Below are 23,821 nucleotides of genomic sequence, written 5' to 3'. Positions count from 1 at the left end.
AGAAAGCCGGTCCGGAACGATACGATGCGCTTGAGAAATTCTCTTTGCATTTCCATGCTGGTTGCCGCGTCGCCGACGCTGGCCGCGGAAAATTTCATCGAGGGCGTCTATCTGCAATCGGAGGACCTCTGCGCGCAGGCCAAAAAGGATACGCTGCAGACGGTGATCGAGGGCGGCAATATCGTGCTGTCGGCAAATGGCCTGGAGAGCATCGAATATAATTGTGAATTCCTGCAGATCACCAAAGCGACACGCTCACCAAGCTGGGCGGTGACCGCTATATGCCAGGAGCCGGGCTACGTCTTTCCCGATGTTCTCTCACTGACACAGATGAGTCCGAAGCAGATCGACCTGGTATCGGTTCGGCCTGCCGCCGACGAAGGCGAGCAGAGCGGCAACGGCGGCAGTTATTTCCTCTGCGACGGCGTGGCGATGCCATAGGGCAGTTGAAGGCACGATGCATGTTGCGCGGCACGCGCCGCGCCGCTATAGCGCTGGTTTTCCCCGAGGCACAAACATGTCCGTTGATATAAAAACCGTGAAGCGCGTCGCGCATCTTGCCCGCATTGCGGTGAGCGAGGAGGATGCAGAGCGCATGACCGGCGAATTGAATGCCATTTTGGGCTTTGTCGAGCAGTTGAACGAGGTCGATGTTTCCGGCGTCGAGCCGATGACCTCAGTCACGCCGATGGCAATGAAAAAGCGCCAGGACGTCGTCACCGACGGCGGCAAGGCAGCCGACATCGTCGCCAATGCACCGGCGACCGAAGAGAATTTCTTCGTTGTGCCGAAGGTCGTGGAGTAGCAGGCCGATGGCAATCGACATCGCGGCTGAGACGCCGCTGCAGGACGATGTGCGTGGGCTGGTCGAGGAGCTCAACGCCACATTGCTGGAGCTGACGCCGCCGGAGCATTGCTACCATTTGACGGTCGAGCAGATGGCGGACCGCGACACGACCGTCTTCATCGCCCGCGACAACGGCATTGCCATCGGTTGCGGCGCACTGAAGCGCCACGATGCTGTCGTAGGCGAGGTCAAGCGCATGTATACGCGACCTTCGCATCGCGGCCACAAGATCGGCGCGAAGATTGTCGAGCGTATCGAGGCGCTGGCGCGCCAAGAAGGGCTTAAGCGTCTGGTGCTGGAGACGGGCGACCGTCATCCCGCCGCCTGGACCGTCTACGAACGCGCCGGTTTTTCGCGTTGCGGCCCGGTACTGGATTATCCCGATTCCGAGTGGTCGGTGTTTTACGAAAAGAGCCTTGCCTGATGAGCGACCTTACCCAGCTGACGATTTCGCAGGCCCGCGCCAAATTGCGCTCCAGGGAGATCACCGCCACCGAAATCACCGAGGCTTATCTATCGGCGGTCGAGCGAGCCAATCCGGCGCTCAATGCCTACGTGGTGGTCACCGACGACAAGGCGCGCGACATGGCCAAGGCCTCCGACGCGAAACTGGCCAAGGGCGAGGGCGGGTCGCTCGAGGGTATCCCGCTCGGCATCAAGGATTTGTTCGGCACCGAAGGCGTCCACACCCAGGCCTGCAGCCATGTGCTGGACGGCTTCAAGCCGCGCTACGAATCGACGGTCACCGCCAATCTGTGGGCGGATGGTGCCGTCATGCTCGGCAAACTCAACATGGACGAGTTCGCCATGGGCTCGTCCAACGAGACCTCGTATTACGGGCCGGTCATCAACCCGTGGCGGCGTTCGCGCCTCGACACGGTGGTGATGCCGACGACGCATCAGGGCGAGGGCGGCTTCGTTTCGGCGGGCGGCACCAGGACCGCGCGCACGTTGGACAATGCCCAACTGGTGCCGGGCGGTTCGTCCGGTGGCTCCGCATCAGCGGTCTCGGCCTTCCTGTGCGCCGGCGCCACCGCCACCGATACCGGCGGCTCGATCCGCCAGCCCGCCGCCTTCACTGGCACAGTCGGCATCAAGCCGACCTATGGCCGCTGCTCGCGCTGGGGGATCGTAGCCTTCGCCTCGTCGCTCGACCAGGCCGGGCCGATCGCGCGCGACGTCCGCGACGCCGCGATCCTGTTGAAGTCGATGGCTTCGGTCGACCCGAAGGACACGACGTCCGTCGACCTGCCGGTGCCGGACTACGAGGCGGCGATCGGCCGCCCGATCAGGGGCATGAAGGTCGGCATTCCCAAGGAATATCGTGTCGACGACATGCCCGCGGAGATTGAGGCGCTGTGGCAGAAAGGCATTGCCTGGCTGCGGGATGCTGGTGCCGAGATCGTCGATATCTCGCTGCCGCATACCAAATACGCGCTGCCGGCCTATTACATCGTGGCGCCGGCCGAAGCCTCGTCCAACCTCGCCCGTTACGACGGCGTCCGCTATGGCTTGCGCGTGCCCGGCAAGGACATTGTCGATATGTATGAAAAGACCCGCGCCGCCGGCTTCGGGCGGGAGGTCAAGCGCCGCATCATGATCGGCACCTATGTGCTTTCCGCCGGCTACTACGATGCCTACTATCTACAGGCGCAGAAGGTTCGAACCCTGATCAAGCGTGACTTCGAAAATGTGTTTGCAGCAGGCGTCGACGTCATCCTGACGCCGGCAACGCCTTCCGCCGCCTTCGGCATCGCCGACGAGGACATGGCCGCCGACCCGGTCAAGATGTATCTCAACGACATTTTTACGGTGACGGTGAACATGGCCGGCCTGCCCGGCATAGCGGTTCCGGCTGGGCTCGACGCCAAGGGGCTGCCGCTCGGCCTGCAGCTGATCGGCCGGCCCTTCGACGAGGAAACGCTGTTCCAGACCGCCCATGTCATCGAAAAGGCGGCCAGCACATTTCAGCCGGAAAAATGGTGGTAAGATCGTTTCTCATCTGAGGGGGGTGAGGGATGTTCTTCTATGTCTCCAAGGTTCTCGGGTTCTTCGTCGAGCCGTTGAATCTCGCGATCTTCCTGCTGCTGGCGGGGCTGGTCGCGGCGATGTTCGGGCGGCGACGGTTGGCGACCGCCGGCAGCGCTCTTGCCTTTCTCATTCTGGCGGTTTCGACATGGAGCCCGCTCGGCCCCATGATGCTCAATCGGCTGGAGGAACGCTTCCCCAGGCCGCCGCTGCCGGAAAAGGTTGACGGTATCATAGTGCTTGGCGGCAGTCTGGATGGCGCCGTCAATTTGGTGCGTGGCGGCTATGAAATGAACTCCAGCGGCGACCGGATGGTCGAGGCGGTCGTGCTGGCGCGGCGCTTTCCGACAGCGAAAGTCGTTATCTCCGGTGGCAGCATCGAAACGTTCCGCGGCGGCGAAGGCGATGCAGATACCGCGCCGCGTCTTTTTGCCGCTTTCGGCGTGGCGGCCGATCGGCTGATCCTCGAGAACAAGTCCCGCAGCACCTACGAGAACGCTGTCTTTACCAGGGAACTGGCGACGCCGAAACCGGGCGAAACCTGGTTGCTGGTGACCTCGGCCTTCCATATGCCACGCGCCAAGGCGCTGTTCGACAAAGCCGGCTTTTCGACCGTTCCGTGGCCGGTCGACTATCGCACTTCCGGCAAGGAAAGCATCGGCACCTTGCCTTATCCCGGCGACTGGCTGGAGGTCACCACTGTTGCGATCCGCGAATGGATAGGGCTCACCGCCTATTGGCTGTCGGGCCGCATCGATCGGCCTTTCCCCGGACCGGGCGGCTGACCGAGCACCGCCTGCCGTGCCGCCGAGAAAAACTGGCGGCGCACCAGTACCGCCAGAAGCAGCAGCGTCGATAGCACGAAGACGGTGGGATCGACGAACCAACCGAGATAGCCGATCGAGAAGAACACGCCGCGCAGGCCCGAATTGAAATGCTTTCCGGCCAGCATGTTCATGCGCGCGGCACGCCACACCGCCGTTTCGGTGACCGGATTGCGCGACGCCTCGCCATGTGGAATCGGCACGGCGCCGATCAGGATCGAGCAATAGTTGAACAGCCGGTAAGCCCAGCCGAACTTGAAGAAGGAAAAGGCCAGGATCAGCACCAGCCCGAACACCTTCGTCTGGAAGGCCGCGCGTGAGGACGTGGCGCCAAACGGCAGGTCGCTGAGCACGGTCAGAACCTGATCGGAGGCGCCGAGCAGGGCAAAACAGCCGCCGATCGCAATCAGCGAACTGGAGGCAAAGAAGGCGGTCCCCTGTTGCAGCCCGCTCATGATAGCGGTGTCGACGATGCGGATCTCGCGTTCGGCCATGGTCCGCATCCAGGCCTCGCGCTGCGCGTTCATAGCCCTCGTCAGCGACATGCGGCTGACCAGCATTCCGTCGGCGGCGAGCGTATGCAGCACCCACGCGGCAAGGAAGAACCCCAGCGCCGCAAGGTCGGACGTCGATAGGTGAAAGGAATCGCTCATGCGTTGCTTTTACCACAGGCGGCGGTAACGCTTCGATGGCCGAAGCTGGAATGTCGCTGCCGGAGCAAACAAGGTCGGCAGGCGCAGCGCCGCAATCTTCAAAACAGCGGAAAACATCATGGGAATTCCTATATGTAGATCTCAACAGGGTCCCAGGAGAAAACGCCCACGTGTTCCTTTCGGTTTTCGACTTGTTCAAGATCGGCATCGGCCCATCGAGTTCGCACACGATGGGGCCGATGACGGCCGCGCGGCGGTTTCTCGACGAGATTGCGGGAGACGACTGGCCGCGCCCGGCCGGCGCCAAGGTCGACCGGATCGCGGCCAGCCTGCATGGCTCGCTCGCCTATACCGGCATCGGCCATGGCTCCGATCGTGCCGTGGTGCTCGGCCTCGCCGGCCAGACGCCGCAGACTGTGGATCCCGACCTAGCAGACGGCATCGTCGCTCGCATCGCCGCCGAGAAGCGGATTTCGCCGCCCGGCCATCCGTCCTACCGTTTCGACCCGGCAACGGATCTTGTGCTGGATCGCAAGACGCCGCTGCCGGGTCACGCCAACGGCATGGCCTTCTCTGCCCATGATGCCGGCGACCGGTTGCTGCTGAGGCGCGTCTATTATTCGATCGGCGGCGGCTTCGTAGTGTCCGAGGAAGAACTGCAGCGGATGAAAGCAAGGGGCTCGGCGACAACCGAAGGCAAGAAGGTTCCGTATCCGTTCAAGAACGCCGTCGAAATGCTGTCCATGGCAGCGAAAAGCGGGCTTTCCATTGCCGAGATGAAGCGCGTCAACGAGGAGACACAGATGTCGCGCGGGGAGCTCGACGCCGGCCTCGACGGCATCTGGAGCGCCATGAAGGGGTGCATCGAGCGCGGCCTGTCGCAAGACGGCATCATGCCGGGCGGACTCAAGGTGCGCCGCCGTGCCCGGATGCTGCATGACAAGCTGCAGGAGCAATGGCAGCAGAACCGGCCTAACCCGCTGCTCGCCAACGACTGGCTGTCGATCTATGCGATGGCGGTCAATGAGGAGAACGCTGCCGGCGGCCGTGTCGTCACCGCGCCAACCAATGGGGCGGCCGGCACTCTGCCCGCAGTGCTGCGCTACTGGTTGCATTTCCATCCCGAAGCCGACCAGCCCAGCATCCGCGATTTCCTGCTGACGGCGGCGGCCGTCGGCGGCATCATCAAAACCAATGCTTCGATCTCGGGGGCGGAAGTCGGCTGCCAAGGCGAGGTCGGTTCGGCTTCGGCAATGGCTGCGGCGGGATTGTGCGCCGTCATGGGCGGCACGCCCGAGCAGGTCGAGAATGCTGCCGAGATCGCGCTGGAACATCATCTCGGCATGACCTGCGATCCGGTCGGCGGCCTGGTGCAGGTGCCGTGTATCGAGCGCAACGCGCTTGGTGCCGTCAAGGCGGTGACCGCCGCTTCGCTGGCCATCAAGGGCGACGGCGTTCATTTCGTGCCGCTCGATGCCGCGATCGAGACGATGCGCCAGACCGGCCTCGACATGAACGAAAAGTACAAGGAAACCAGCCTTGGCGGATTGGCCGTCAATGTCGTGGAGTGCTGAGCGCCAATCTGGCGGCATGGACCACCACTGTGGAGAAGTCGATCAGGCCGTTGACGCGTTCGCGTGCTGGACTAAACCTTAAACGATGTCTCTCAATCTCATAAAGCTTTGCGTCGGCTGTGACAGCGTCGAGGATCTGGAAGAGTGGATTGCCTTCCGTCTCGACGAGCGGCGCCGCGCCGGCGAACCGGCCGAGCACTACCACACCACCCGCATGGTGCCGACGCGTGGCGCCGAGATTGCCGACGGCGGCTCGCTCTACTGGGTGATCAAGGGCAATGTCCAATGCCGCCAGTTGATCACCGAAATCCAGCCCTTCACCGATGACGAGGGCATCGGCCGTTGCCATCTGATCCTCGATCCCGAGGTCGTGCGCACTGACTGGCAACCGCGCCGTGCATTCCAGGGGTGGCGCTACCTGAAGCAGGCGGACGCGCCGGCCGATCTCGGCAAGGGCAAAGCCGGGCTGATCGAGATGCCGCCGAAGCTCAGGCGTGAGCTTGCCGATCTCGGCCTGCTCTGACGCCAAGAAACGCAACGCCAAGACCACCAGCCGAAGCGTTGTCCGCAGGTGCCATCATCACAGGTCCTCCAGGTCGCCTCATCTGGGCTTGCAAGCCGGGGAACAACGCCACATCTTGAATGTCATGAGCGACAAGAAGCAGCCCGTGTCTGCAAAGGCCAATCCTGCGCCGGTCGAGTCTCAATCGAGCACCGGCGAGATCGACGCGTTTCTCCGTCAGGCAAGGACGCTCGCTGCATCCGCCACCGGTTCAGGTAGGCTGATCCTGTCCCTCGACGCGACGATGAGCCGCCAGCCGACCTGGGATCTCGCCTGTGCGCTGCAGGCCGAGATGTTCGACGCCGTCGGCAAGGCCGGGGCGCTCAAGGTTCAACTTGTCTATTTTCGCGGCCTTGGCGAGTGCCGCTCATCCGCATTCGTCACCGATACCGAAGCTCTGAAGCAACTGATGACGCGCATCGACTGCCGCAGCGGCCATACCCAGATCGGCAAGGTGCTCGCCCATGCGCTGAAACAGACGGCGGCGGCCAAGGTCAACGCGCTGGTCTATATCGGCGACGCGATGGAAGAAAACATAGATGATCTGGCCGAAAAGGCCGGCAGCCTCGGTCTGCACGGCGTTCCTGTCTTCGTCTTTCAGGAGGGCCATGATGCCGCCGCGGAAAAGGCGTTCAAGGAAATTGCGCGGCTGTCGAAAGGGGCCTGGTTCCGGTTTGATCGGAGGGCTGCCGCGACCTTGGCCGGACTGCTTTCGTCCGTCGCCGTGTTTGCGACCGGCGGTCTGAAAGCACTGGAGGACCGGGGCAGGCCGGAGGACCGGCTGATGATCGAGCATCTGCGGGGCGGCGGAAACTGATGGGCGCGATTATCGCTTTTGTAGCATTGCTTCTGGTGTTTCTCGGCATGCTCACCATCTTCCTGCGCGCCGATCCGGCGAAGCTTGCAGGCGGCATGAGGACGCTTGGACCTGTGCTGCTCGGGCTGGTCGGCGTCGCCGTGCTGCTGGTCGGGCGCGAGGGCATCGGCGGCTTGATCCTGTCGGCTGCGCTCGCCTGGTACGGCTCCATGCGCATGAATCGGCCGGCGGCAAAACTGGCACCAGGCAAGCGTTCGACAGTTCGTACGGCGGCGCTTGAGATGGAACTCGATCACGATACCGGCGGCCTCGAAGGCCTTGTGCTGGCCGGGCGCCATGAAGGCAAGATGCTTGGCTCGATGGGGCTTGCCGAATTGCAGCAACTCTATCGCGAACTCTCCGGCGATCCGGAGAGCCGCCAATTGCTAGAGACGTATCTTGACGGCAGATTTCCCATCTGGCGCAAAGACGCTGATGCGAATGGTGGCGAAGGGCTGGGTGTTGCGCCAGGTTCTGGCGCCATGACTAAGGAGGAGGCCTACAAGATCCTTGGTCTTGAAGCGGGGGCTGCCGCGGCGGATGTCCGCAAGGCGCACCGCCGCCTGATGCAGCGCCTGCACCCCGATATCGGTGGCACGTCTTTCCTGGCGGCGCGGATCAATGAAGCCAAGGACGTCTTGCTCTCCAATCACAACTAGTCTCCTTCGACGCAGAACTTCGGGAAAGATATCGTTTCGCGCGCCGCTTACTGCTGGACGGCGTAGCACTCGATCTTCTTCTTTTTCAAAGCGTTGCAGGCTTTCCAGGCAGCCGTCTTCGAACCGAAACCAGCGAACCGGGCGCGGTAGTAGGTGACACCGTCCTTGTCGAAGGCGACGGTGAAACCGGAGGCATCGGTCAGAACGGAGGGCGCCTGCTTCGTCGCCTTGTCGAGGAAAGCCTTCGCTTCGGCCTGTTTTGGCGAAGAGGCGACCTGTATTGCCCAGCCGGATGGCACCGACGCCGTGCTGACAGGATCGACCTCTGCCGCCGGTTCGGCATAGGCTGCGGCGACCCGGGCTGTCGCCACGTCGTCCACCGTCGACACAGCCGTCGTCTTGACCCTCTTGGCCTGAACGACCGGAGCGGTCTCTTCAACGACGGGCGCATTTTCCTCGACAAGAGAGGCAACGGCATCGTCGTCCGGCTTACTGTCCGGTGTCGGCGCGTCATGCTTCGGTAGAAGCACCTTGGCCAAGGCTGAAATCGGATTGCCGCCGCCGGCCTTGGCAATCAGCACGCCGCCGCCGCGCGACGACGCCTGCGGCATGTAGGCATTGATCAACCCGGCCATCTGGCTGTCGCGGCTGCCGCCGGACCTGCCGCCCATGACCACCGCTACGATGCGCCGATCGCCATTCGAGACCGAGGAGACCAGATTGTAACCGGAGGCGCGGGTGTAACCGGTCTTGATGCCGTCGACGCCCTTGATGCGTCCGAGCAGACGATTGTGGCCGTTGATGCGCTGCCGCCCGTAAAGAAAGGAGCGCTGCGAGAAATAGCCGTAATATTGCGGAAAATGCTCTCTCAGGGCGATGCCGAGCATCGCCATGTCGCGCGCGGTCGTGAACTGGCCGGGATCAGGCAAGCCGTTGGCGTTGCGGAAAACGGTTCCCCTCATGCCCAGCGCCCGCGCCTTGGCGGTCATCATGCGGGCGAAATTGGCTTCATTGCCGCCGAGCATCTCGCCAAGCGCCGTTGCGGAATCGTTTGCCGATTTGGTCACCATCGACAGGATCGCGGTCTCGACCGTGACCGAGCCGCCCCGCTTGACGCCGAGCTTCGTCGGCGGTTCGGCAGCGGCATTGGCCGAGAACACGACCGGGGAATTCTTGCTGATCCTGCCCTTCGCCAATGCCTCGAACGTCAGATAGAGCGTCATCATCTTGGTAAGCGACGCCGGATAGCGCCGGTCATCGGCGTCCGACGAATAAAGCACCTTGCCGGTCTTGGCATCGATGACGATGGCCGCCGACTTGGCCGCCATGGATGAGGCCGCGTCCGCGACGACGAAGCTCATCGCCATGGCGAGGATCATGATCGTTTTGAGGGGGGACGCGGATTTGGAAACGAAGCCCGACAACGCCTTACGCACTGATAGTTCCTTTGAATTTCCGTTGCCTTGGAGGCGGCAAAGGGTCCTGCCTCACCTCCGGCCACGCTAACGCGGGCAGCGTTACCAATCCGTTTATGGTAACCGCCGCGTTCACCATTTTCTGTGGGATTGAGCTTCTCTTTATTCGAATCTTAGCGATTGCCGGCAGCTCACGATCCGCATTGCCGCGGGAATCTTGATTTTTGTGCACTGCACAATATATTTACACGCATTGCACAACGCGGCCCGGACAAGCCGCGTCTATCGTCCAAGGCAACCGTTCAAGGGAATGCGTGAAATGACCCAGACCTATGAAGATTTCAGCAAATACGGCAAGGAATTTGCGGACACCGGATTGAAGAGCTTCGCCTCGCTGTCCAAGGGTGCGCAGGCTATCGCCGCCGAGGCGGGCGAGTACACCAAGAAAAGCTTCGAAGCCGGTAGCGCCGCTGTTGAGAAGCTCTTTTCCGCCAAGTCGCTGGACAAGGCGATCGATATCCAGTCCGACTATGCCAAGCAGTCCTATGAGAGCTTCGTCACCGAAGCCACCAAGCTTGGCGATCTCTATGCCGAACTCGCCAAGGAAGCTTGCAAGCCGTTCGAATCGATCGTCGCCAAGGCGAAGTAAATTCGACGAACATTCCGAGCCGGCCCCTGGGCTTGCAAAGACAGACCCGGTCGCGAACGCGCGGCCGGGTTTTTTCATGCCAGCTCGAAATCGGGGGCCTGCGGTCTTCACGATTTGAAAAATCGGTCAAGTTTGGCCACCTAGCCATATTGTCAGCTAAACAGAAGGGCTTAAAATCGTCCATCGAACACCTACATGTCGAGCATGCATGAGGATTCGAAAGAGGCAGGACTACGTGATTACAGGTTTGACTGCCACGAGCTACGTGGTGCGAATGCAGAACGGCAGCAACGGCAATGAGGCCGGTCGCGGCACGGCCGTCATCACGCGCACAAAAACCAAGACCAAGAAGCCCAGTCTGTATCGGGTCCTCATTCTTAACGACGACTACACACCCATGGAATTCGTGGTCCACGTCCTGGAGCGCTTTTTCCAGAAGGACCGCGAAGCCGCCACACGCATAATGCTTCATGTTCACAATCATGGGGTGGGCGAGTGCGGGGTCTATACATTCGAGGTGGCCGAGACCAAAGTGGCTCAGGTCATGGATTTCGCCCGACAGAATCAGCATCCGCTGCAATGCGTGATGGAGAAGAAGTGAGGTAACATGCCGGCTTTCTCCCAAGGCCTGGAAAAGGCGCTTCACCAAGCGCTGACGCTCGCCAATGAGCGGCACCATGAATATGCAACCCTTGAACATTTGCTGCTCGCCCTGATCGACGACACCGAGGCGGCGGCCGTCATGCGTGCCTGCAACGTCGATCTCGACGAGTTGAAGCATACGGTCCTCACCTATATCGACACCGAGCTCGACAACCTCGTCACCGGCTACGATGAAGATTCCAAGCCGACTGCCGGTTTCCAGCGCGTCATCCAGCGCGCGGTGATCCATGTGCAGTCGTCAGGCCGCGAGGAGGTGTCCGGCGCCAACGTGCTCGTCGCCATCTTCGCTGAGCGCGAGAGCCACGCCGCTTACTTCCTGCAGGAACAGCAGATGACCCGCTACGACGCGGTCAACTACATCTCGCATGGCATCGCCAAGCGCCCCGGCGCTTCCGAGACGCGGACGCCGCGCGGCGCCGACGACGAGCAAGGCAGCCAGAGCGGGGCCGAGCCGCAAGAGGAAGGCGGCAAGAAGAAGCAGCAGCAGGACGCGCTGACTGCCTATTGCGTCAACCTGAACAACAAGGCCAAGGCCGGCAAGATCGATCCATTGATCGGTCGCGAGAGCGAGATCAACCGGACCATCCAGGTGCTGTGCCGCCGCTCCAAGAACAACCCGCTCTATGTCGGTGATCCCGGCGTCGGCAAGACGGCGATCGCCGAGGGCCTCGCCAAGCGCATCGTCGAGGGCGACGTTCCCGAAGTGCTGCACAATGCCACCATCTTCGCGCTCGACATGGGCACGCTGCTGGCCGGCACCCGTTATCGCGGCGATTTCGAGGAGCGACTGAAGCAGGTCGTCAAGGAGCTCGAGGACTATCCCGGCGCCGTGCTGTTCATTGATGAGATCCACACCGTGATCGGGGCAGGGGCCACCTCTGGCGGCGCCATGGATGCGTCGAACCTGTTGAAGCCGGCGCTGTCGTCCGGCGCGATCCGCTGCATCGGCTCGACCACCTACAAGGAGTTCCGGCAGTTCTTCGAGAAGGACCGCGCGCTGGTGCGGCGCTTCCAGAAGATTGACGTCAACGAGCCGACCGTCGAGGACGCCATCGAGATCATGAAGGGCCTCAAGCCCTATTTCGAGGAGTTCCACAAGGTTCGCTACACGAGCGAGGCGATCAAGGCTTCGGTCGAGCTCTCGGCGCGTTACATCAACGACCGCAAGCTGCCGGACAAGGCGATCGACGTGATCGACGAGACCGGCGCCTCGCAGATGCTCGTGCCGGAAGCCAAGCGCAAGAAGACCATCGGCATCAAGGAGATCGAAGCGACGATCGCCACGATGGCGCGTATCCCGCCGAAGACGGTTTCCGCCGACGACGAGAAGGTGCTGCAAGGTCTCGACATCGAGTTGAAGCGCGTCGTCTACGGCCAGGACACCGCGATCACCGCGCTGACTTCGGCCATCAAGCTGGCGCGGGCCGGCCTGCGGGAACCGGAAAAGCCGATCGGCTCGTACCTGTTCTCGGGTCCGACCGGTGTCGGCAAGACGGAAGTGGCCAAGCAGCTCGCCGCCTCGCTCGGCGTGGAGCTGATCCGCTTCGACATGTCGGAATATATGGAACGCCACACCGTTTCACGGCTGATCGGCGCGCCTCCCGGCTATGTCGGCTTCGACCAGGGCGGCCTTCTGACCGACGGCGTCGACCAGCATCCGCATTGCGTGCTGTTGCTGGACGAAGTGGAGAAGGCGCATCCGGATCTGTTCAACATCCTGTTGCAGGTCATGGATCACGGCAAGCTGACCGACCACAACGGCAAGCAGATCGACTTCCGCAATGTCATCCTGATCATGACCACCAATGCGGGCGCGTCCGACGCGCAGCGCGCGGCCATCGGTTTCGGTTCGACCAAGCGCGAAGGCGACGATGTCGAGGCGATCAACCGGCTGTTCACGCCGGAGTTCCGCAACCGTCTCGATGCGATCATTCCGTTCGGCTCGCTGCCGGTGCCGGTCATCCATCAGGTGGTGCAGAAGTTCGTCATGCAGCTGGAAGCACAGCTTTCCGAGCGTGGCGTGACCTTCGACTTGTCGCAGGATGCAATCGCATGGCTGGCCGATAAGGGCTATGACGAGCGCATGGGCGCCCGGCCGCTTGGCCGTGTCATCCAGGAGCACATCAAGAAGCCGCTGGCCGACGAGGTGCTGTTCGGCAAGCTCAAGAAGGGCGGCACGGTGCGTGTCACCGTCGAGAAGAAGGAAACCGGCGAGACCGGCCTGAAGCTCGAATCGCTCGCCGACGAGGCGCCGGTGAAGCCGAAGAAGGAAGAGCCGGACGACGTGCCGAAGGCCAAGAAGGCGGTGGCGAAGAAGCCCGCCGCGAAAAAGGCGGTGGCGCAGAAGCCGGAGCCCAAAGGTAAGGACGGCGGCAAGCGCAGCCTTGTGCCGCAACTGCCGCGTAAGAACTGACAAATCAGCCAGTAAAAAAGCCCCGGAAACGGGGCTTTTTTTGTGACACCTTCCGGTTAACCGCCCGGCGCCCGCCAGAGCGGTTGCACCGGTTCAGCTTGCCAGCGCCATCCGTATCTTGCCGGCGTTTTCGGCCAGGACTTCAGGCTTTTCCATCTGTCCGCTGTGCGGCTTCAAGGGAATGCCATCGAAGCGCGGAATGACATGGACATGGAGGTGGAAAACGGTCTGCCCCGAAGCTGGTTCGTTGAACTGCATAACCGTGACGCCATCGGCATCGAAGGCCTTCTTTACGGCCCGCGCAACTTTCTGGACGTGAACGAAGAGCGGGCCAAGCACCGCCGGATCCGCGTCGAGCAGGTTGCGCGACGGCGCTTTCGGCACCACTAGCGTGTGACCCTGCCCTTGCGGCATCACATCCATGAAGACGATGACCGCGTCATCTTCGTAGACGCGGTGCGAAGGGATTTCTCCGCGCAGGATTTTGGCGAAGATGTTGCTGCTGTCGTAGGTTGCTTCGGCCATGGCGCGCTCCGGTTCTTGGCTCGCTGTCTCGTGTAGCGAAGCTGTTCCGGTCGGGCAAGACGATCGATCGACATCGGCCATGCGGGCCCGCGCGGCTGAGCGATTGGGCTCGCTACCCTACTCCGCCATGTCCTTGCGGAACGGGGTGTGCTCTTCCAGATATTCGCTCATCCGCTCGACTTCGCGCCGCTCGCGCTGGAGGTAGTCGGCCACTGCATTGCGCAGACCTGGATGGGCGATGTAGTGCGCCGAATGCATCGTCACGGGCCGGTAGCCGCGCGTCAGCTTGTGCTCGCCCTGCGCACCGGCTTCAACCACCTTCAGCTTGCGCGAGATGGCGAAATCGATCGCCTGATGGTAGCAGACCTCGAAATGCAGGAACGGGTGGTCCTCGATGCAGCCCCAATTGCGGCCGTAGAGCGCGTCTGAACCGATGAAGTTGATGGCACCTGCAATGTAGCGCCCGTTGCGTTTGGCCATGACCAGCAGGATGTCGTCGGCCATGCGCTCGCCGATCAGCGAGAAGAAATCGCGGTTTAGGTAGGGCCGGCCCCATTTCCTGCTGCCGGTATCCATGTAGAACGCGAAAAAGTCGTCCCAGGCCTTTTCGGTCAGATCCTTGCCGGTCAGCCAGTCGATCGAGATGCCGTCGGCGAGGGCCTCGCGCCGCTCTTTCTTCATTGCCTTGCGCTTGCGCGAGGCTAACGTAGCGAGAAAATCGTCGTAGCTCGAAAAGCCTTCGTTGAAGAAGTGAAACTGCTGGTCGGTGCGATGCAGGAAGCCGGCCGCCGCCAATATCTGGACGTCGTCCTCTGGCGCGAAAGTAACATGCGCGGAAGACACGCCGAGCTTATCCGTCACCGCCTTCAGGCCGGCCGCAAGACCGGCCTTGACGGCGGGGGTGTCCTCGCCCCTGCCGACCAGCAGGCGAGGGCCGGTGACGGGCGTGAACGGCACCGCGCATTGCAGCTTCGGATAGTAGCGCCCGCCGGCGCGTTCGAACGCGTCCGACCAGCCATGGTCGAAGACATATTCGCCCTGGCTGTGCGACTTCAGATAGCAGGGGACCGCTCCGAGCAACTTGCCTCGCGCTGTTTCCAGCCTGAGGTGATGGCCTTGCCAGCCGGTGCGCCGAACAGCGCAGCCGGAATCTTCCAGCGCGCTCAAAAAAGCGAATGAGACAAGCGGGTTGTAGCCGTATTCTGCATCGCCGCGTGTAGTGCCGCCGAGGCTGTCCCATTCAGCGCTGGTAAAGGCGCCGATGCCCGCGGCGATGCGGATCGACAGCTCCGCATTCGCCGTTTGTCTTTCGCAGTCGTCCCCTTGATCCATGAGGCTTACTTAAGCTCGCTGCGGACCCATACAAGCCCGCTCAGGCAAGCCGTACCAGATCGGGCTCGAATCCTTCGAACGTCATCTGGTCGGCATATTTGAAGGTCAGGTCGACGGCAGGCTGGTCGTGCACGGTCCAGGTGATCACCGGCATACCGAGTCTCTCTCGCACGAAGGAGACGAACCGGTTCGGCAGGTCGCCGGCAGCGTAGGAGGTGAAGGTGATGTCATGCGCCAGCATGGCGAAATGCGCCTCGATCAGGTGGTTGTCGTTGCCGTAGGCGGTCAACCCGCCGGGTATGCCGGGTGCATATTTCGGGAACTCGCGGATCAGCCAATGGTCGAACGACATGATCGCGGTCTTGCCCTTGTAATGCTTGAGCATCTTGCCGACGCTTTCGACCAGGCCTTCGTCGTGCCCGGCAGCACCTTTCAGCTCGACAACCATCGGCACACGGCCGTCGACCAGATCAAGCGCCTGCTGCAGCGTCGGCAAATGGTCGGCGGTGCCGCCGACCTTCAGCGCCGTGATCTCTGCAGCCGTACGCTGCCAGACGAAGCCGTCCTCGCCGGTCAGCCGCCGCAGATCGCCATCGTGGATGATGACGGGGACGCCGTCGGATGACAGGTGCACATCGCATTCGATCGCGTAGCCGCGCTCGGCCGCCGCAGCGAAGGCGGAAAGGGTGTTCTCCCAGCGCGTCTTGTTCATGTCGTGGAGGCCGCGATGGGCGACGGGCCGGGCGGTCAGCCAGGAAAGATCGGTCATGGTTGCAGTCCCGGTCATTCGACTTCGAAGATCGCTTCGATTTCCACTGCGGCATTAAGCGGCAGGGAGGCGGTGCCGACGGCGGAGCGAGCGTGCTTGCCACGATCGCCGAGCACGGCGGCGAGAAAATCCGAGGCGCCGTTGGCAACCAGATGCTGTTCGACAAAATCCGGTGCCGAGGCGACGAAGACGGTGATCTTCACCAAGCGACGGATTTTCTCGAGATCGCCAAGTGCCGCGTGAGCCTGGGCCAATATGTTGATTGCACAGTATTTTGCGGCTTCCTTGCCGGTCGCGGTGTCGACATCGCGGCCAAGCAGTCCGCTCGCCTGGAGCTTGCCCTCCTTGAGCGGCAACTGCCCGGCGGTGAACAGCAGATTGCCGGTCCGGCAATAGGGCACGTAATTGGCGGCGGGCGCGGCGGCGGCCGGCAGCGTCACGCCGAGATCGCTTAGCCGCTTTTCGATTGTTTCGCTCATGCTATTTCCCTATTGCTTGAAGGTGCCGCGCAGGCCGGGCCGAAATTGCTATTTTTGCCTCGCTTCCGCCACGACTTTTTTTAAGCTGGACCATCTTTCCATGCGGCTTGCCATTAGCCGCGATGATCGGAGCACCCCATGCGCGCAACGCGCCTCGCATTCAACGCCGTTCTCTTGACAGCGGCTTCCTGGGCGGCTCCCGCTTTTGCGGTGCCTGCGCTGCAGGCGCATCGTGCTGTTTACGACATTTCACTCGACAAGGCTTCAGACCGTTCCGGTATTACCGGCATCACCGGCCGCATGGTCTACGAGTTCAACGGCTCGCCTTGCGAGGGCTATACAGTAAAGTTCCGTTTGGTGACCCAGATCGTAACCAGCGACAACACCAGGCTGACCGACCAGCAGATGACCACCTTCGAGGATGCCGAGGGCAAGACCTTCTCCTTCGTGAACAAATCCTTTGTCGACCAGAACCTCGACAAGGAGGTCAAGGGTACCGCAACGAAGGAAGCCAACGGTCTCAAGGTCGATATCGACAAGCCCGAGAAGAACAGCCTGGAACTCGCGCCGACCCAGTTCCCGACCCAGCAAATGGTCGAAATGATCGGCAAGGCGGAAAAGGGCGAGCGTTTCTACGAAACCAACCTGTTCGACGGCTCTGAGGATGCCAACAAGGTGGTGACCACCACCGTCGTCGTCGGCAAGCAAGCCGATGCCGACAATGCCGATCCGGAAGCGCCGGCGCTGGCCAAGCTCGCCACCGACAAATACTGGCCGGTCGACATCGCCTATTTCGATGATGCCGACAAAGGCGGCGAGGAGGTGCCGGAATACCGGATCAGCTTCAAGCTGCACAAGAACGGCATCACGCGCGATCTCGTCATGGACTATGGCGAGTTCTCAATGACCGGCAAATTGGTCAATCTGTCGCTGTTCGATCAGCCAAAGACCTGCCCGTCTAAATAAGCTCGAGTGAACGGCAAGCCGCCGGCCGCTATCCGGGATGGTAGCGCTTAATCTTGCGGGGCAAGTCGCATCGACTTGAGCATGCCGCAATTGCCTATCAACGTCTTATGACGGTATGCGCCGCGGGGGAGCAGGTTGAGCAGGATCGACGTTTTTGTGGCGCCGCGGCCCAATGCGACGCTGATCAACGCTATGACATTCGTCAACCGGATTGTCATGCTGCACGGCGTTCCGGGGTTTCGCGACCTGTTGCCATTCAACCGTCTGGCCGGTTTGCGCGGCGTCGCCAATGTCCGCCACATCGATTTTCCGGAGAATGACCGGCAAAGACTGAAGGCTTGTTGCGGCGCGGGCAAGGCGACGTTCATCACGCCCAACCATCCCGAATTCTTTACCGACTGGATGATCGACAAGGAGGTCGTCTCGCGGGTAAGCCCGCTGGCGGCATCCTGGGCCACGCACGGCGTCGTCAACGGGCTTGGCCGGCTGATGCAGAAATTCTGGTTGGCCAACAATCTGATCGCGCAAATCCCGGGCAACAGCGCGGCCGCCAAGGAACATTCGGTGGCCTGGGCGCTGAAGGGGCACGGCGTGCTCCTGCATCCCGAAGGCGGTGTCGGCTGGCATGCCAACATCATTGCCCCGCTGCTGCCGGGCGCGGTCGAAATGGGGTTCGAGGCGCTGAAGCGCGGCCGCCTGACGGATCCGGACTTCAAGGTTTGGATCGCGCCCGTGATCTGGAAGCTTGCTTTCACGGGGAATGTCGAGGCAGCGCTGGCAAAGGAATGCGCCTATGTCGAGCACAGCCTGAAGATCGAACGCCGTGCCGCCGATTCGCTGCCGGAGCGCATCCATCATATCTATGCGACCTTGCTGTCGCGCGATGAGGCTGCATATGGCCTGCGGTCCGATGGGCGGGCTTCGTACGACGCACGTCAAAAGGACCTGCTGACCGAACTCGGCCGTCGCCTTGCCGAACTTGTCTCGGTCGACGCCGGCACGCTCGACACTGCCGAGCTTTTGCGCCGGTCGCGGCGCTGGCTGCGGGAGAACATGGACGGCACCGAAAACCAGAAGCAGGTCCGAACGCTGGCAGATACAATCCAGCGCCTGCAGCGTGTCGGCCCGTGGGCTTCAGCCAATCCGCGCATCACGCAGGAGGAGATCGCCGAACATTTGAAGCGGATCCGCAACGACTATTGCAAGGGTACGCTGCGCGATACGATCAACCGTTTCGTGCCGCAGCCGGCAGGCCCACGCCGCGCCTATGTCCGGGTACCGGAGCCGCTAGGCTTGCACGCCTATCAAGGCTCCGTCGAGGAGGCACTCGCCGAACTGCACGACCGGATGCAGGAGACCGTCACCAGGACGATGACGCAACTCGAGGCCGGCGGCGGCTTCATTTTCTATGCCAATCCCTTCTATCATCGTTAGCGGCGTGTTGGTCGGCGCAAGATGAAGGAGTGCGGCAAATCTCATGGCGGTCTATGTCGATGCGGCGATCTGGAAATGGATCGGCCACCGCTGGTGTCATCTGCTGGCAGACGATACTGACGAGCTGCATCGCTTCGCCGCGCAGCTCGGCATCAAGCGCTCGTCCTATCAAGGGCCGCCCAAGACATCGGCGCCGCATTATGACATAACCGGGTTCGAGCGTGACCGCGCAGTGCGGTTAGGCGCCATCGAATGCAGCCGCGAGGAGATCGTCGCCGTTTTCCGGCGTGTGCGGGTGCCGAAGGGGAAGATGCGGCGATGATACCGGTGCGCTGATCGCCGCACGCTGAGCCGCAAGACGCCACAACGCTTGCGTTTGTCGCGCTTCCCCTCTATATGCGCGCTCATTCCACACACGGACTTTGGTGTCTGCCCGGGAGAAATCCGGCTGAAACCTCCGGTGGTGTTCGAGGACAAAGTCCAAAAATGCCTGTGTCCGTGGAGGCTAACCGGAAAGGAAATAAGAATGGCTCTGCCTGATTTCAGCATGCGCCAGCTATTGGAAGCTGGCATTCACTTCGGCCACCAGACCCACCGCTGGAACCCGAAAATGGCGCCCTATATCTACGGCGCCCGCAACAACATACACATCATCGACCTCTCGCAGACGGTGCCTTTGCTGCACCAGGCGCTGAAGCAGGTTTCCGACACTGTTGCCAAGGGCGGCCGCGTGCTGTTCGTCGGCACCAAGCGCCAGGCCTCCGACATCGTCGCCGATGCCGCGCAGCGCTCGGCCCAGTACTATGTCAACTCGCGCTGGCTCGGCGGCATGCTGACCAACTGGAAGACGATCTCGAATTCCATCCAGCGCCTGCGCAAGCTCGACGAAATGCTGGCCGGCGAGGCTCAGGGCCTGACCAAGAAGGAGCGCCTCAACCTCGACCGCGAGCGTGAGAAGCTCGACAAGGCGCTGGGCGGCATCAAGGATATGGGTTCGACGCCCGATTTGATGTTCGTGATCGACACCAACAAGGAAGCGATCGCCATTCTCGAGGCCAAGCGTCTCGGCATCCCGGTCGTTGCCATCATCGATTCCAACTGCGACCCGGACAAGATCGACTTCCCGATCCCCGGCAATGACGACGCGGCCCGCGCCATCCAGCTGTATTGCGATTTGATCGCCAAGGCAGCTATCGACGGCATCGCCCGTCAGCAGGGCGCGCTCGGTGTCGATATCGGCGCATCGGTCGAGGCTCCGGTCGAGCCGGCGCTCGATCAGACCCCGGCCGCCGAGAGCCCGGCAGCCCAGACCCCGGAAGCATAGTAGCGAAGGCCGGCTGCGGCCTTCATCTTTCCAATATGTTGGCGCGGTAAGCGCTACCGGCACCAGGCGCATCATCGAAAATCGATGGTGCGTCAGTGCATTTAGACAAAGAGGCGACAATGAGCATTTCGGCTGCACAGGTCAAAGAACTCCGCGACTTGACCGGCGCGGGCATGATGGACTGCAAGGCGGCGTTGAACGAGACCAACGGCAATATGGAAGAAGCCATCGACTGGCTGCGCAAGAAGGGCATTTCCAAGGCCGACAAGAAGGCTGGCCGTACCGCTGCCGAAGGCCTGATCGGCGTAGATTCCGGCGTCCGCGAGGCAGCGATCGTCGAGGTCAATTCCGAGACGGACTTCGTTGCCCGCAATGCTGCGTTCCAGGAGATCGTCGCCAATGTCGCGAAGGTCGCGCTTGCCTATGGCGGCAAGACCGAGGCCGTTGCCGCCGCTCCCTATCCGGGCTCGGGCAAGTCGGTCGCCGAGACCATCAAGGACGCTGTCGGCACCATCGGCGAGAATCTGGGCTTCCGCCGCTCGGCCAAGCTCACCGTCGAGCACGGCGCTGTCGCAACCTACGTTCACAATGCGGTCGCCGACGGCCTTGGCAAGCTCGGCGTGCTGGTGGCCATCGAGACGACAGGCAACGCGCATGCCGCCAACGCCTTCGCCCGTCAGGTTGCCATGCATGTCGCTGCCACCAATCCGATGGCCCTGACCACCGAAGAGCTCGATCCGGCCGCAGTGGAACGCGAGAAGGCGATCTTCGCCGACCAGGCGCGCCAGTCCGGCAAGCCGGAACCGATCATCGAGAAGATGGTCGAAGGCCGTTTGCGCAAGTTCTATGAAGAGGTCGTGCTGCTCAAGCAGGCTTTCGTGCTCAATCCCGACATTACCGTCGAGAAGGCGCTGAAGGATGCCGAAAGCGAAATCGGCGCGCCAGCCAAAATCGCTGCCTATCTGCGCTTCGCGCTCGGTGAGGGCATCGAGAAGGAAGAGACCGATTTCGCGGCGGAAGTCGCGGCAGCGGTCAAGAAGTAACTATTCGTTTGAAAGGCTTTTTCGGCCGGGTATCCGCGAGGATGCCCGGCCGATTTCTTGCGCGGTGTCGATGAAGGCGCGGAGCTTCGGGGCCATCGCCGCGCGGCGCGGGAAATAGAGGAACAGTCCCGGTTCCTCGATCGATGCCTCGCCAAGGACTTCGACCAGCCGGCCTGCCTCGATGTCGGGCTTGACAAGCGGCTCGAACAGATAGGCGAGGCCGATGCCGGCAAGCGCCATTTCCCTTGCCGACAGCGGATCGCTGACGACCACGCTGCCGCGTGTCTCGACGCTGATATCCTTGCCCTGATCGGACAGATCCCAGCGATAGAGCGCACGTGATCGCAACAGCCGATAGCCGATGCAGTTGTGCGCGGCGAGATCGGCCAACGCCCATGGCCGCCCGCGCCGGCCGACATAGGCCGGCGAGGCAACGATGATGCTGCGGAAAGGCCCTGTCAGTCGCACCGTCACCATATCCTCGGCGATCATCTCGCCCAGCCGGATGCCGGCGTCGAAACCCTCGCCGACGATATCGCTCAGACGTTCGTCGGTGACGATCTCCACCGTCACGTCAGGGTAACGTTCCGCCATCGCCGTCAGGATGGGCATCAGCGCCAGAGGCAGCGCCAAACGCGGCGCGTTGATCCTGAGCAGTCCGCTTGCCCGGCCTTTGACAGAGCGGATACGTTCGATCCGGTCGGCAATGTCTTCCAGCGCCGGCTCCGCCGCAGCGACAAGCGCGGTGCCAGCCTCGGTCAGCGAGACGCTGCGCGTGGTGCGGGCAAACAACGGCTGGCCGATTCGCTCCTCTACCAGCCGAACCGCATGGCTGACCGCTGACGGGCTCATGCCGAGCTCGGCGGCTGCCGGCGCGAAGCCGCCACGCCGCGCGACGGCAACGATTATAGGTAGGTGGCTAAGCAGATCGCGGTCCATTCATGCATGATATCGCATAGTCCATTCGGATAATGCAATCCTATCGGTGGGGAAAGGAGGGCGCATCTTTGGCTGCATCACACGGCAATCGCCGAGCAGCCAAGGAGACGTCTAATGACCGACCTCGATTCCGAACGAACCCGTAATCTCGAGACCGTGCGTAAATTCTTTGATCTGATGCACCGCAAGGACATTGAGGCATGGGGCGACCTTTGGGCTGAAGATGGCCGTATACTTGTCTTCTACCCGCCGGCAGGATTTGGAAACAGCATCGATGGTAAGGCCGCGATCCTGGCGGCCTTCCGAGGCCTCTTCGGTAATTTCGAATCCTTCGATTCGCAGCTGACAGCCATCTATCCGGCAGCGGATTCGGACGCGATCGTCGTTGAGTACAAGAACCGCGCGGTGCTGATCGGCGGCACTGAATACACCAACAGCAATATCGCGATTTTCCACTTCAAGAGCGGTCTGATCAGCGCCTACCACGATTATTTCGATCCGCGCCGCTTCCAGGTGGTGGTCGATGCGCTGGCCAAGGCCTGACTGCGTATCCCAGGCAAGACCTCAATCCCGCTTTTCAAACTTCAGGAGAAAATCCATGACCATGTCCTACTACACGCTCGGCAACAGCGGGCTGCGTGTCACCCGCCTGGCGCTCGGCACCATGACGTTCGGCACGGAATGGGGCTGGGGCGCGGAGAAGGAAACCGCGCGCGCCTTGGTTGATGCCTATGTCGAAGCCGGTGGCAATTTCTTCGATACCGCCGATCTCTATACCGGTGGCACGGCCGAAACCTGGCTCGGCGAATTCATCGCCGAGCGTGGGCTGCGCGACAAGGCGGTGATCAGTACCAAATTCACCTACAACGCCGAACCGGGCAACCCGAACGCCGGGGGCAACGGCCGCAAGAACATCCTGCGGGCGATAGACGGTTCGCTGAAGCGGCTCGGCACCGACTACATCGACCTCTATATCCTCCATACCTGGGACAGGCTGACGCCGCCGGAGGAGGTGATGCGGACGCTGGACGATCTGGTGCGCGCCGGAAAGATCCGGCATGTCGGTCTGTCCGACGTGCCGGCCTGGTACGCAAGCCGGGCGCAGGCCGTCGCCGAGCATCGCGGCTATGAACCGGTTTCGGCGCTTCAGCTCGAATATTCGCTGGCCGAGCGCAACATCGAGCACGAGTTCGTTCCGTTCGGCACGCGCTATGGCGCCGGAATCATGGTCTGGAGTCCATTGGCCAGCGGCCTGCTCAGCGGAAAATACCGTTTCGATACAATCGTCGAGGATGGTGGCCGGCTGGAGACAATGCGTGGTTCGACCAATCCCGGTTTCCAGAAATTCACCGATCGCAACTGGCAAATCGTCGCCGAACTGGAGAGGGTTGCCGGCCAGCTCGGCCGCAGCATGGCCCAGATCGCCTTGAACTGGACGGCAAACAGGCCAGGCATTGCATCCGTCATCGTCGGCGCCACCAGGCTTGACCAGCTCAAGGACAATCTCGGCGCGCTTGATTTCGACATTCCCGAAGATCTTCGGGCACGGCTCGATGCGGTGAGCCGGCCGGTCACGCCCTTTCCGTATTCGTTCTTCGGCCCTGAAATACAAGGCGGCCTGACCGGTGGGCAGGCGGTTGGCGGTAAGCCGGCAAGCTATCTGCCGGATCTGCTCATGCGAGGCACTTTTGCCGGCGTGAGCTGACGGCTATCCCGGTCCACGATCTCAACTTTCCGGCTCGGGGGGCGCCCGGGAAAAACGGGGCCCGGGGGTTTTGTTAACCCCCCAAGTTTGTGGGGGCCCCCCACCACGGCCCACACCCCAGGACCCGGCCCCGATCTCGTGGTGGGCCCCAAGACCCGGTGG

26 protein-coding genes are annotated in these 23,821 nt (G+C 62.0%); 19 read left to right on the top strand and 7 right to left on the bottom strand.

Annotated features, from left to right (window positions below; all coding sequences use genetic code 11):
- The first annotated feature begins 24 nt into the window (after positions 1 to 24).
- From NKJ23_RS24050 to NKJ23_RS24030, 5 genes are all read left to right on the top strand, one after another.
- Complete coding sequence (locus NKJ23_RS24050; protein ID WP_352471669.1) at positions 25 to 441, top strand: hypothetical protein; 417 nt, start codon at positions 25 to 27, stop codon at positions 439 to 441.
- A gap of 76 nt (positions 442 to 517) precedes the next feature.
- Positions 518 to 805 carry an Asp-tRNA(Asn)/Glu-tRNA(Gln) amidotransferase subunit GatC gene (gene gatC, locus NKJ23_RS24045; protein WP_352682852.1) on the top strand — a complete coding sequence of 96 codons (288 nt, stop codon included), beginning with the start codon at positions 518 to 520 and terminating at the stop codon, positions 803 to 805.
- Between the two features lie 7 nt (positions 806 to 812).
- A complete protein-coding gene (locus NKJ23_RS24040) occupies positions 813 to 1,271 on the top strand; it encodes a GNAT family N-acetyltransferase (RefSeq protein WP_352682850.1) in 459 nt (152 codons plus the stop codon).
- Complete coding sequence (locus tag NKJ23_RS24035) at positions 1,271 to 2,836, top strand: amidase (RefSeq protein ID WP_352682848.1); 1,566 nt, start codon at positions 1,271 to 1,273, stop codon at positions 2,834 to 2,836. Before NKJ23_RS24040 ends, NKJ23_RS24035 begins: the two co-directional genes overlap by 1 nt.
- A 29-nt stretch (positions 2,837 to 2,865) precedes the next feature.
- Positions 2,866 to 3,660, top strand: coding sequence for a YdcF family protein (locus NKJ23_RS24030; RefSeq protein ID WP_352682846.1), 795 nt, complete (start codon positions 2,866 to 2,868; stop codon positions 3,658 to 3,660).
- On the opposite strand, the gene NKJ23_RS24025 is transcribed toward NKJ23_RS24030, so the two are convergent.
- Positions 3,609 to 4,352: a DUF599 domain-containing protein gene (locus NKJ23_RS24025; RefSeq protein WP_352682844.1), complete on the bottom strand. Its 744-nt coding sequence runs from the start codon at positions 4,350 to 4,352 to the stop codon at positions 3,609 to 3,611. The genes NKJ23_RS24030 and NKJ23_RS24025 overlap by 52 nt on opposite strands.
- 170 nt (positions 4,353 to 4,522) lie before the next feature.
- Between NKJ23_RS24025 and NKJ23_RS24020 the strand changes: the two genes are divergently transcribed.
- The 4 genes from NKJ23_RS24020 to NKJ23_RS24005 all read left to right on the top strand — a co-directional run bounded on the left by NKJ23_RS24020 (position 4,523) and on the right by NKJ23_RS24005 (position 8,003).
- Positions 4,523 to 5,926 carry an L-serine ammonia-lyase gene (locus NKJ23_RS24020; protein ID WP_352448802.1) on the top strand — a complete coding sequence of 468 codons (1,404 nt, stop codon included), beginning with the start codon at positions 4,523 to 4,525 and terminating at the stop codon, positions 5,924 to 5,926.
- A gap of 85 nt (positions 5,927 to 6,011) precedes the next feature.
- Positions 6,012 to 6,449 (top strand): DUF1489 family protein, encoded by a 438-nt coding sequence (locus NKJ23_RS24015; RefSeq protein ID WP_352682841.1) that lies wholly within the window; start codon positions 6,012 to 6,014, stop codon positions 6,447 to 6,449.
- 124 nt (positions 6,450 to 6,573) lie between these two features.
- A complete protein-coding gene (locus tag NKJ23_RS24010) occupies positions 6,574 to 7,305 on the top strand; it encodes a vWA domain-containing protein (protein WP_352682839.1) in 732 nt (243 codons plus the stop codon).
- Positions 7,305 to 8,003, top strand: a complete 699-nt coding sequence (locus NKJ23_RS24005; RefSeq protein ID WP_352624895.1) for a DnaJ domain-containing protein — start codon at positions 7,305 to 7,307, stop codon at positions 8,001 to 8,003. Before NKJ23_RS24010 ends, NKJ23_RS24005 begins: the two co-directional genes overlap by 1 nt.
- 47 nt (positions 8,004 to 8,050) lie before the next feature.
- On the opposite strand, the gene NKJ23_RS24000 is transcribed toward NKJ23_RS24005, so the two are convergent.
- Complete coding sequence (locus NKJ23_RS24000; RefSeq protein ID WP_352682836.1) at positions 8,051 to 9,439, bottom strand: SPOR domain-containing protein; 1,389 nt, start codon at positions 9,437 to 9,439, stop codon at positions 8,051 to 8,053.
- A gap of 298 nt (positions 9,440 to 9,737) precedes the next feature.
- Between NKJ23_RS24000 and NKJ23_RS23995 the strand changes: the two genes are divergently transcribed.
- From NKJ23_RS23995 to clpA, 3 genes are all read left to right on the top strand, one after another.
- Complete coding sequence (locus NKJ23_RS23995) at positions 9,738 to 10,067, top strand: phasin family protein (RefSeq protein WP_352682833.1); 330 nt, start codon at positions 9,738 to 9,740, stop codon at positions 10,065 to 10,067.
- Between the two features lie 274 nt (positions 10,068 to 10,341).
- On the top strand, positions 10,342 to 10,668 hold the full coding sequence (gene clpS / locus NKJ23_RS23990) for an ATP-dependent Clp protease adapter ClpS (protein ID WP_023674921.1): 327 nt from the start codon (positions 10,342 to 10,344) through the stop codon (positions 10,666 to 10,668).
- Positions 10,669 to 10,674: 6 nt separating this feature from the next.
- Positions 10,675 to 13,143: an ATP-dependent Clp protease ATP-binding subunit ClpA gene (clpA, locus tag NKJ23_RS23985; protein WP_023674922.1), complete on the top strand. Its 2,469-nt coding sequence runs from the start codon at positions 10,675 to 10,677 to the stop codon at positions 13,141 to 13,143.
- 93 nt (positions 13,144 to 13,236) lie between these two features.
- Here the strand turns inward: clpA and NKJ23_RS23980 are convergent, their stop codons facing one another.
- The 4 genes from NKJ23_RS23980 to NKJ23_RS23965 all read right to left on the bottom strand — a co-directional run bounded on the left by NKJ23_RS23980 (position 13,237) and on the right by NKJ23_RS23965 (position 16,248).
- Entirely contained in the window at positions 13,237 to 13,668 is a 432-nt protein-coding gene (locus tag NKJ23_RS23980; RefSeq protein ID WP_023674923.1) for an HIT family protein, read from the bottom strand.
- Between the two features lie 117 nt (positions 13,669 to 13,785).
- Positions 13,786 to 15,000 (bottom strand): GNAT family N-acetyltransferase, encoded by a 1,215-nt coding sequence (locus tag NKJ23_RS23975; protein WP_352682831.1) that lies wholly within the window; start codon positions 14,998 to 15,000, stop codon positions 13,786 to 13,788.
- Between the two features lie 40 nt (positions 15,001 to 15,040).
- Positions 15,041 to 15,769, bottom strand: coding sequence for a glycerophosphodiester phosphodiesterase (locus NKJ23_RS23970; protein WP_352682829.1), 729 nt, complete (start codon positions 15,767 to 15,769; stop codon positions 15,041 to 15,043).
- Between the two features lie 14 nt (positions 15,770 to 15,783).
- Positions 15,784 to 16,248 (bottom strand): RidA family protein, encoded by a 465-nt coding sequence (locus NKJ23_RS23965; RefSeq protein ID WP_023674926.1) that lies wholly within the window; start codon positions 16,246 to 16,248, stop codon positions 15,784 to 15,786.
- Positions 16,249 to 16,386: 138 nt separating this feature from the next.
- On the opposite strand from NKJ23_RS23965, the gene NKJ23_RS23960 reads away from it, so the two are divergent.
- From NKJ23_RS23960 to tsf, 5 genes are all read left to right on the top strand, one after another.
- Positions 16,387 to 17,214, top strand: a complete 828-nt coding sequence (locus tag NKJ23_RS23960) for a cell envelope integrity EipB family protein (RefSeq protein ID WP_023674927.1) — start codon at positions 16,387 to 16,389, stop codon at positions 17,212 to 17,214.
- 135 nt (positions 17,215 to 17,349) lie between these two features.
- Entirely contained in the window at positions 17,350 to 18,648 is a 1,299-nt protein-coding gene (locus tag NKJ23_RS23955) for a lysophospholipid acyltransferase family protein (RefSeq protein ID WP_352682827.1), read from the top strand.
- A gap of 43 nt (positions 18,649 to 18,691) precedes the next feature.
- Complete coding sequence (locus NKJ23_RS23950) at positions 18,692 to 18,970, top strand: DUF4031 domain-containing protein (protein ID WP_352620049.1); 279 nt, start codon at positions 18,692 to 18,694, stop codon at positions 18,968 to 18,970.
- Positions 18,971 to 19,174: 204 nt separating this feature from the next.
- Complete coding sequence (gene rpsB, locus NKJ23_RS23945) at positions 19,175 to 19,972, top strand: 30S ribosomal protein S2 (protein WP_031211288.1); 798 nt, start codon at positions 19,175 to 19,177, stop codon at positions 19,970 to 19,972.
- 119 nt (positions 19,973 to 20,091) lie between these two features.
- The gene (gene tsf / locus NKJ23_RS23940; protein ID WP_352682825.1) at positions 20,092 to 21,015 is read left to right on the top strand and encodes a translation elongation factor Ts; all 924 of its coding nucleotides are present in this window, start codon (positions 20,092 to 20,094) and stop codon (positions 21,013 to 21,015) included.
- Here tsf and NKJ23_RS23935 read toward each other — a convergent pair whose 3' ends face one another.
- Complete coding sequence (locus NKJ23_RS23935; protein ID WP_352682823.1) at positions 21,016 to 21,954, bottom strand: LysR family transcriptional regulator; 939 nt, start codon at positions 21,952 to 21,954, stop codon at positions 21,016 to 21,018.
- A 114-nt stretch (positions 21,955 to 22,068) separates the two neighbouring features.
- Between NKJ23_RS23935 and NKJ23_RS23930 the strand changes: the two genes are divergently transcribed.
- Both NKJ23_RS23930 and NKJ23_RS23925 read left to right on the top strand, forming a co-directional pair.
- A complete protein-coding gene (locus NKJ23_RS23930; RefSeq protein WP_352624878.1) occupies positions 22,069 to 22,497 on the top strand; it encodes a nuclear transport factor 2 family protein in 429 nt (142 codons plus the stop codon).
- A gap of 55 nt (positions 22,498 to 22,552) precedes the next feature.
- The gene (locus NKJ23_RS23925) at positions 22,553 to 23,659 is read left to right on the top strand and encodes an aldo/keto reductase (protein ID WP_352682821.1); all 1,107 of its coding nucleotides are present in this window, start codon (positions 22,553 to 22,555) and stop codon (positions 23,657 to 23,659) included.
- Positions 23,660 to 23,821 lie beyond the last annotated feature (162 nt).

It is taken from the genome of Mesorhizobium sp. M0184, assembly GCF_040322215.1.
GTDB lineage: Bacteria > Pseudomonadota > Alphaproteobacteria > Rhizobiales > Rhizobiaceae > Mesorhizobium.
This window is presented reverse-complemented; position numbering and strand designations above follow the sequence as displayed.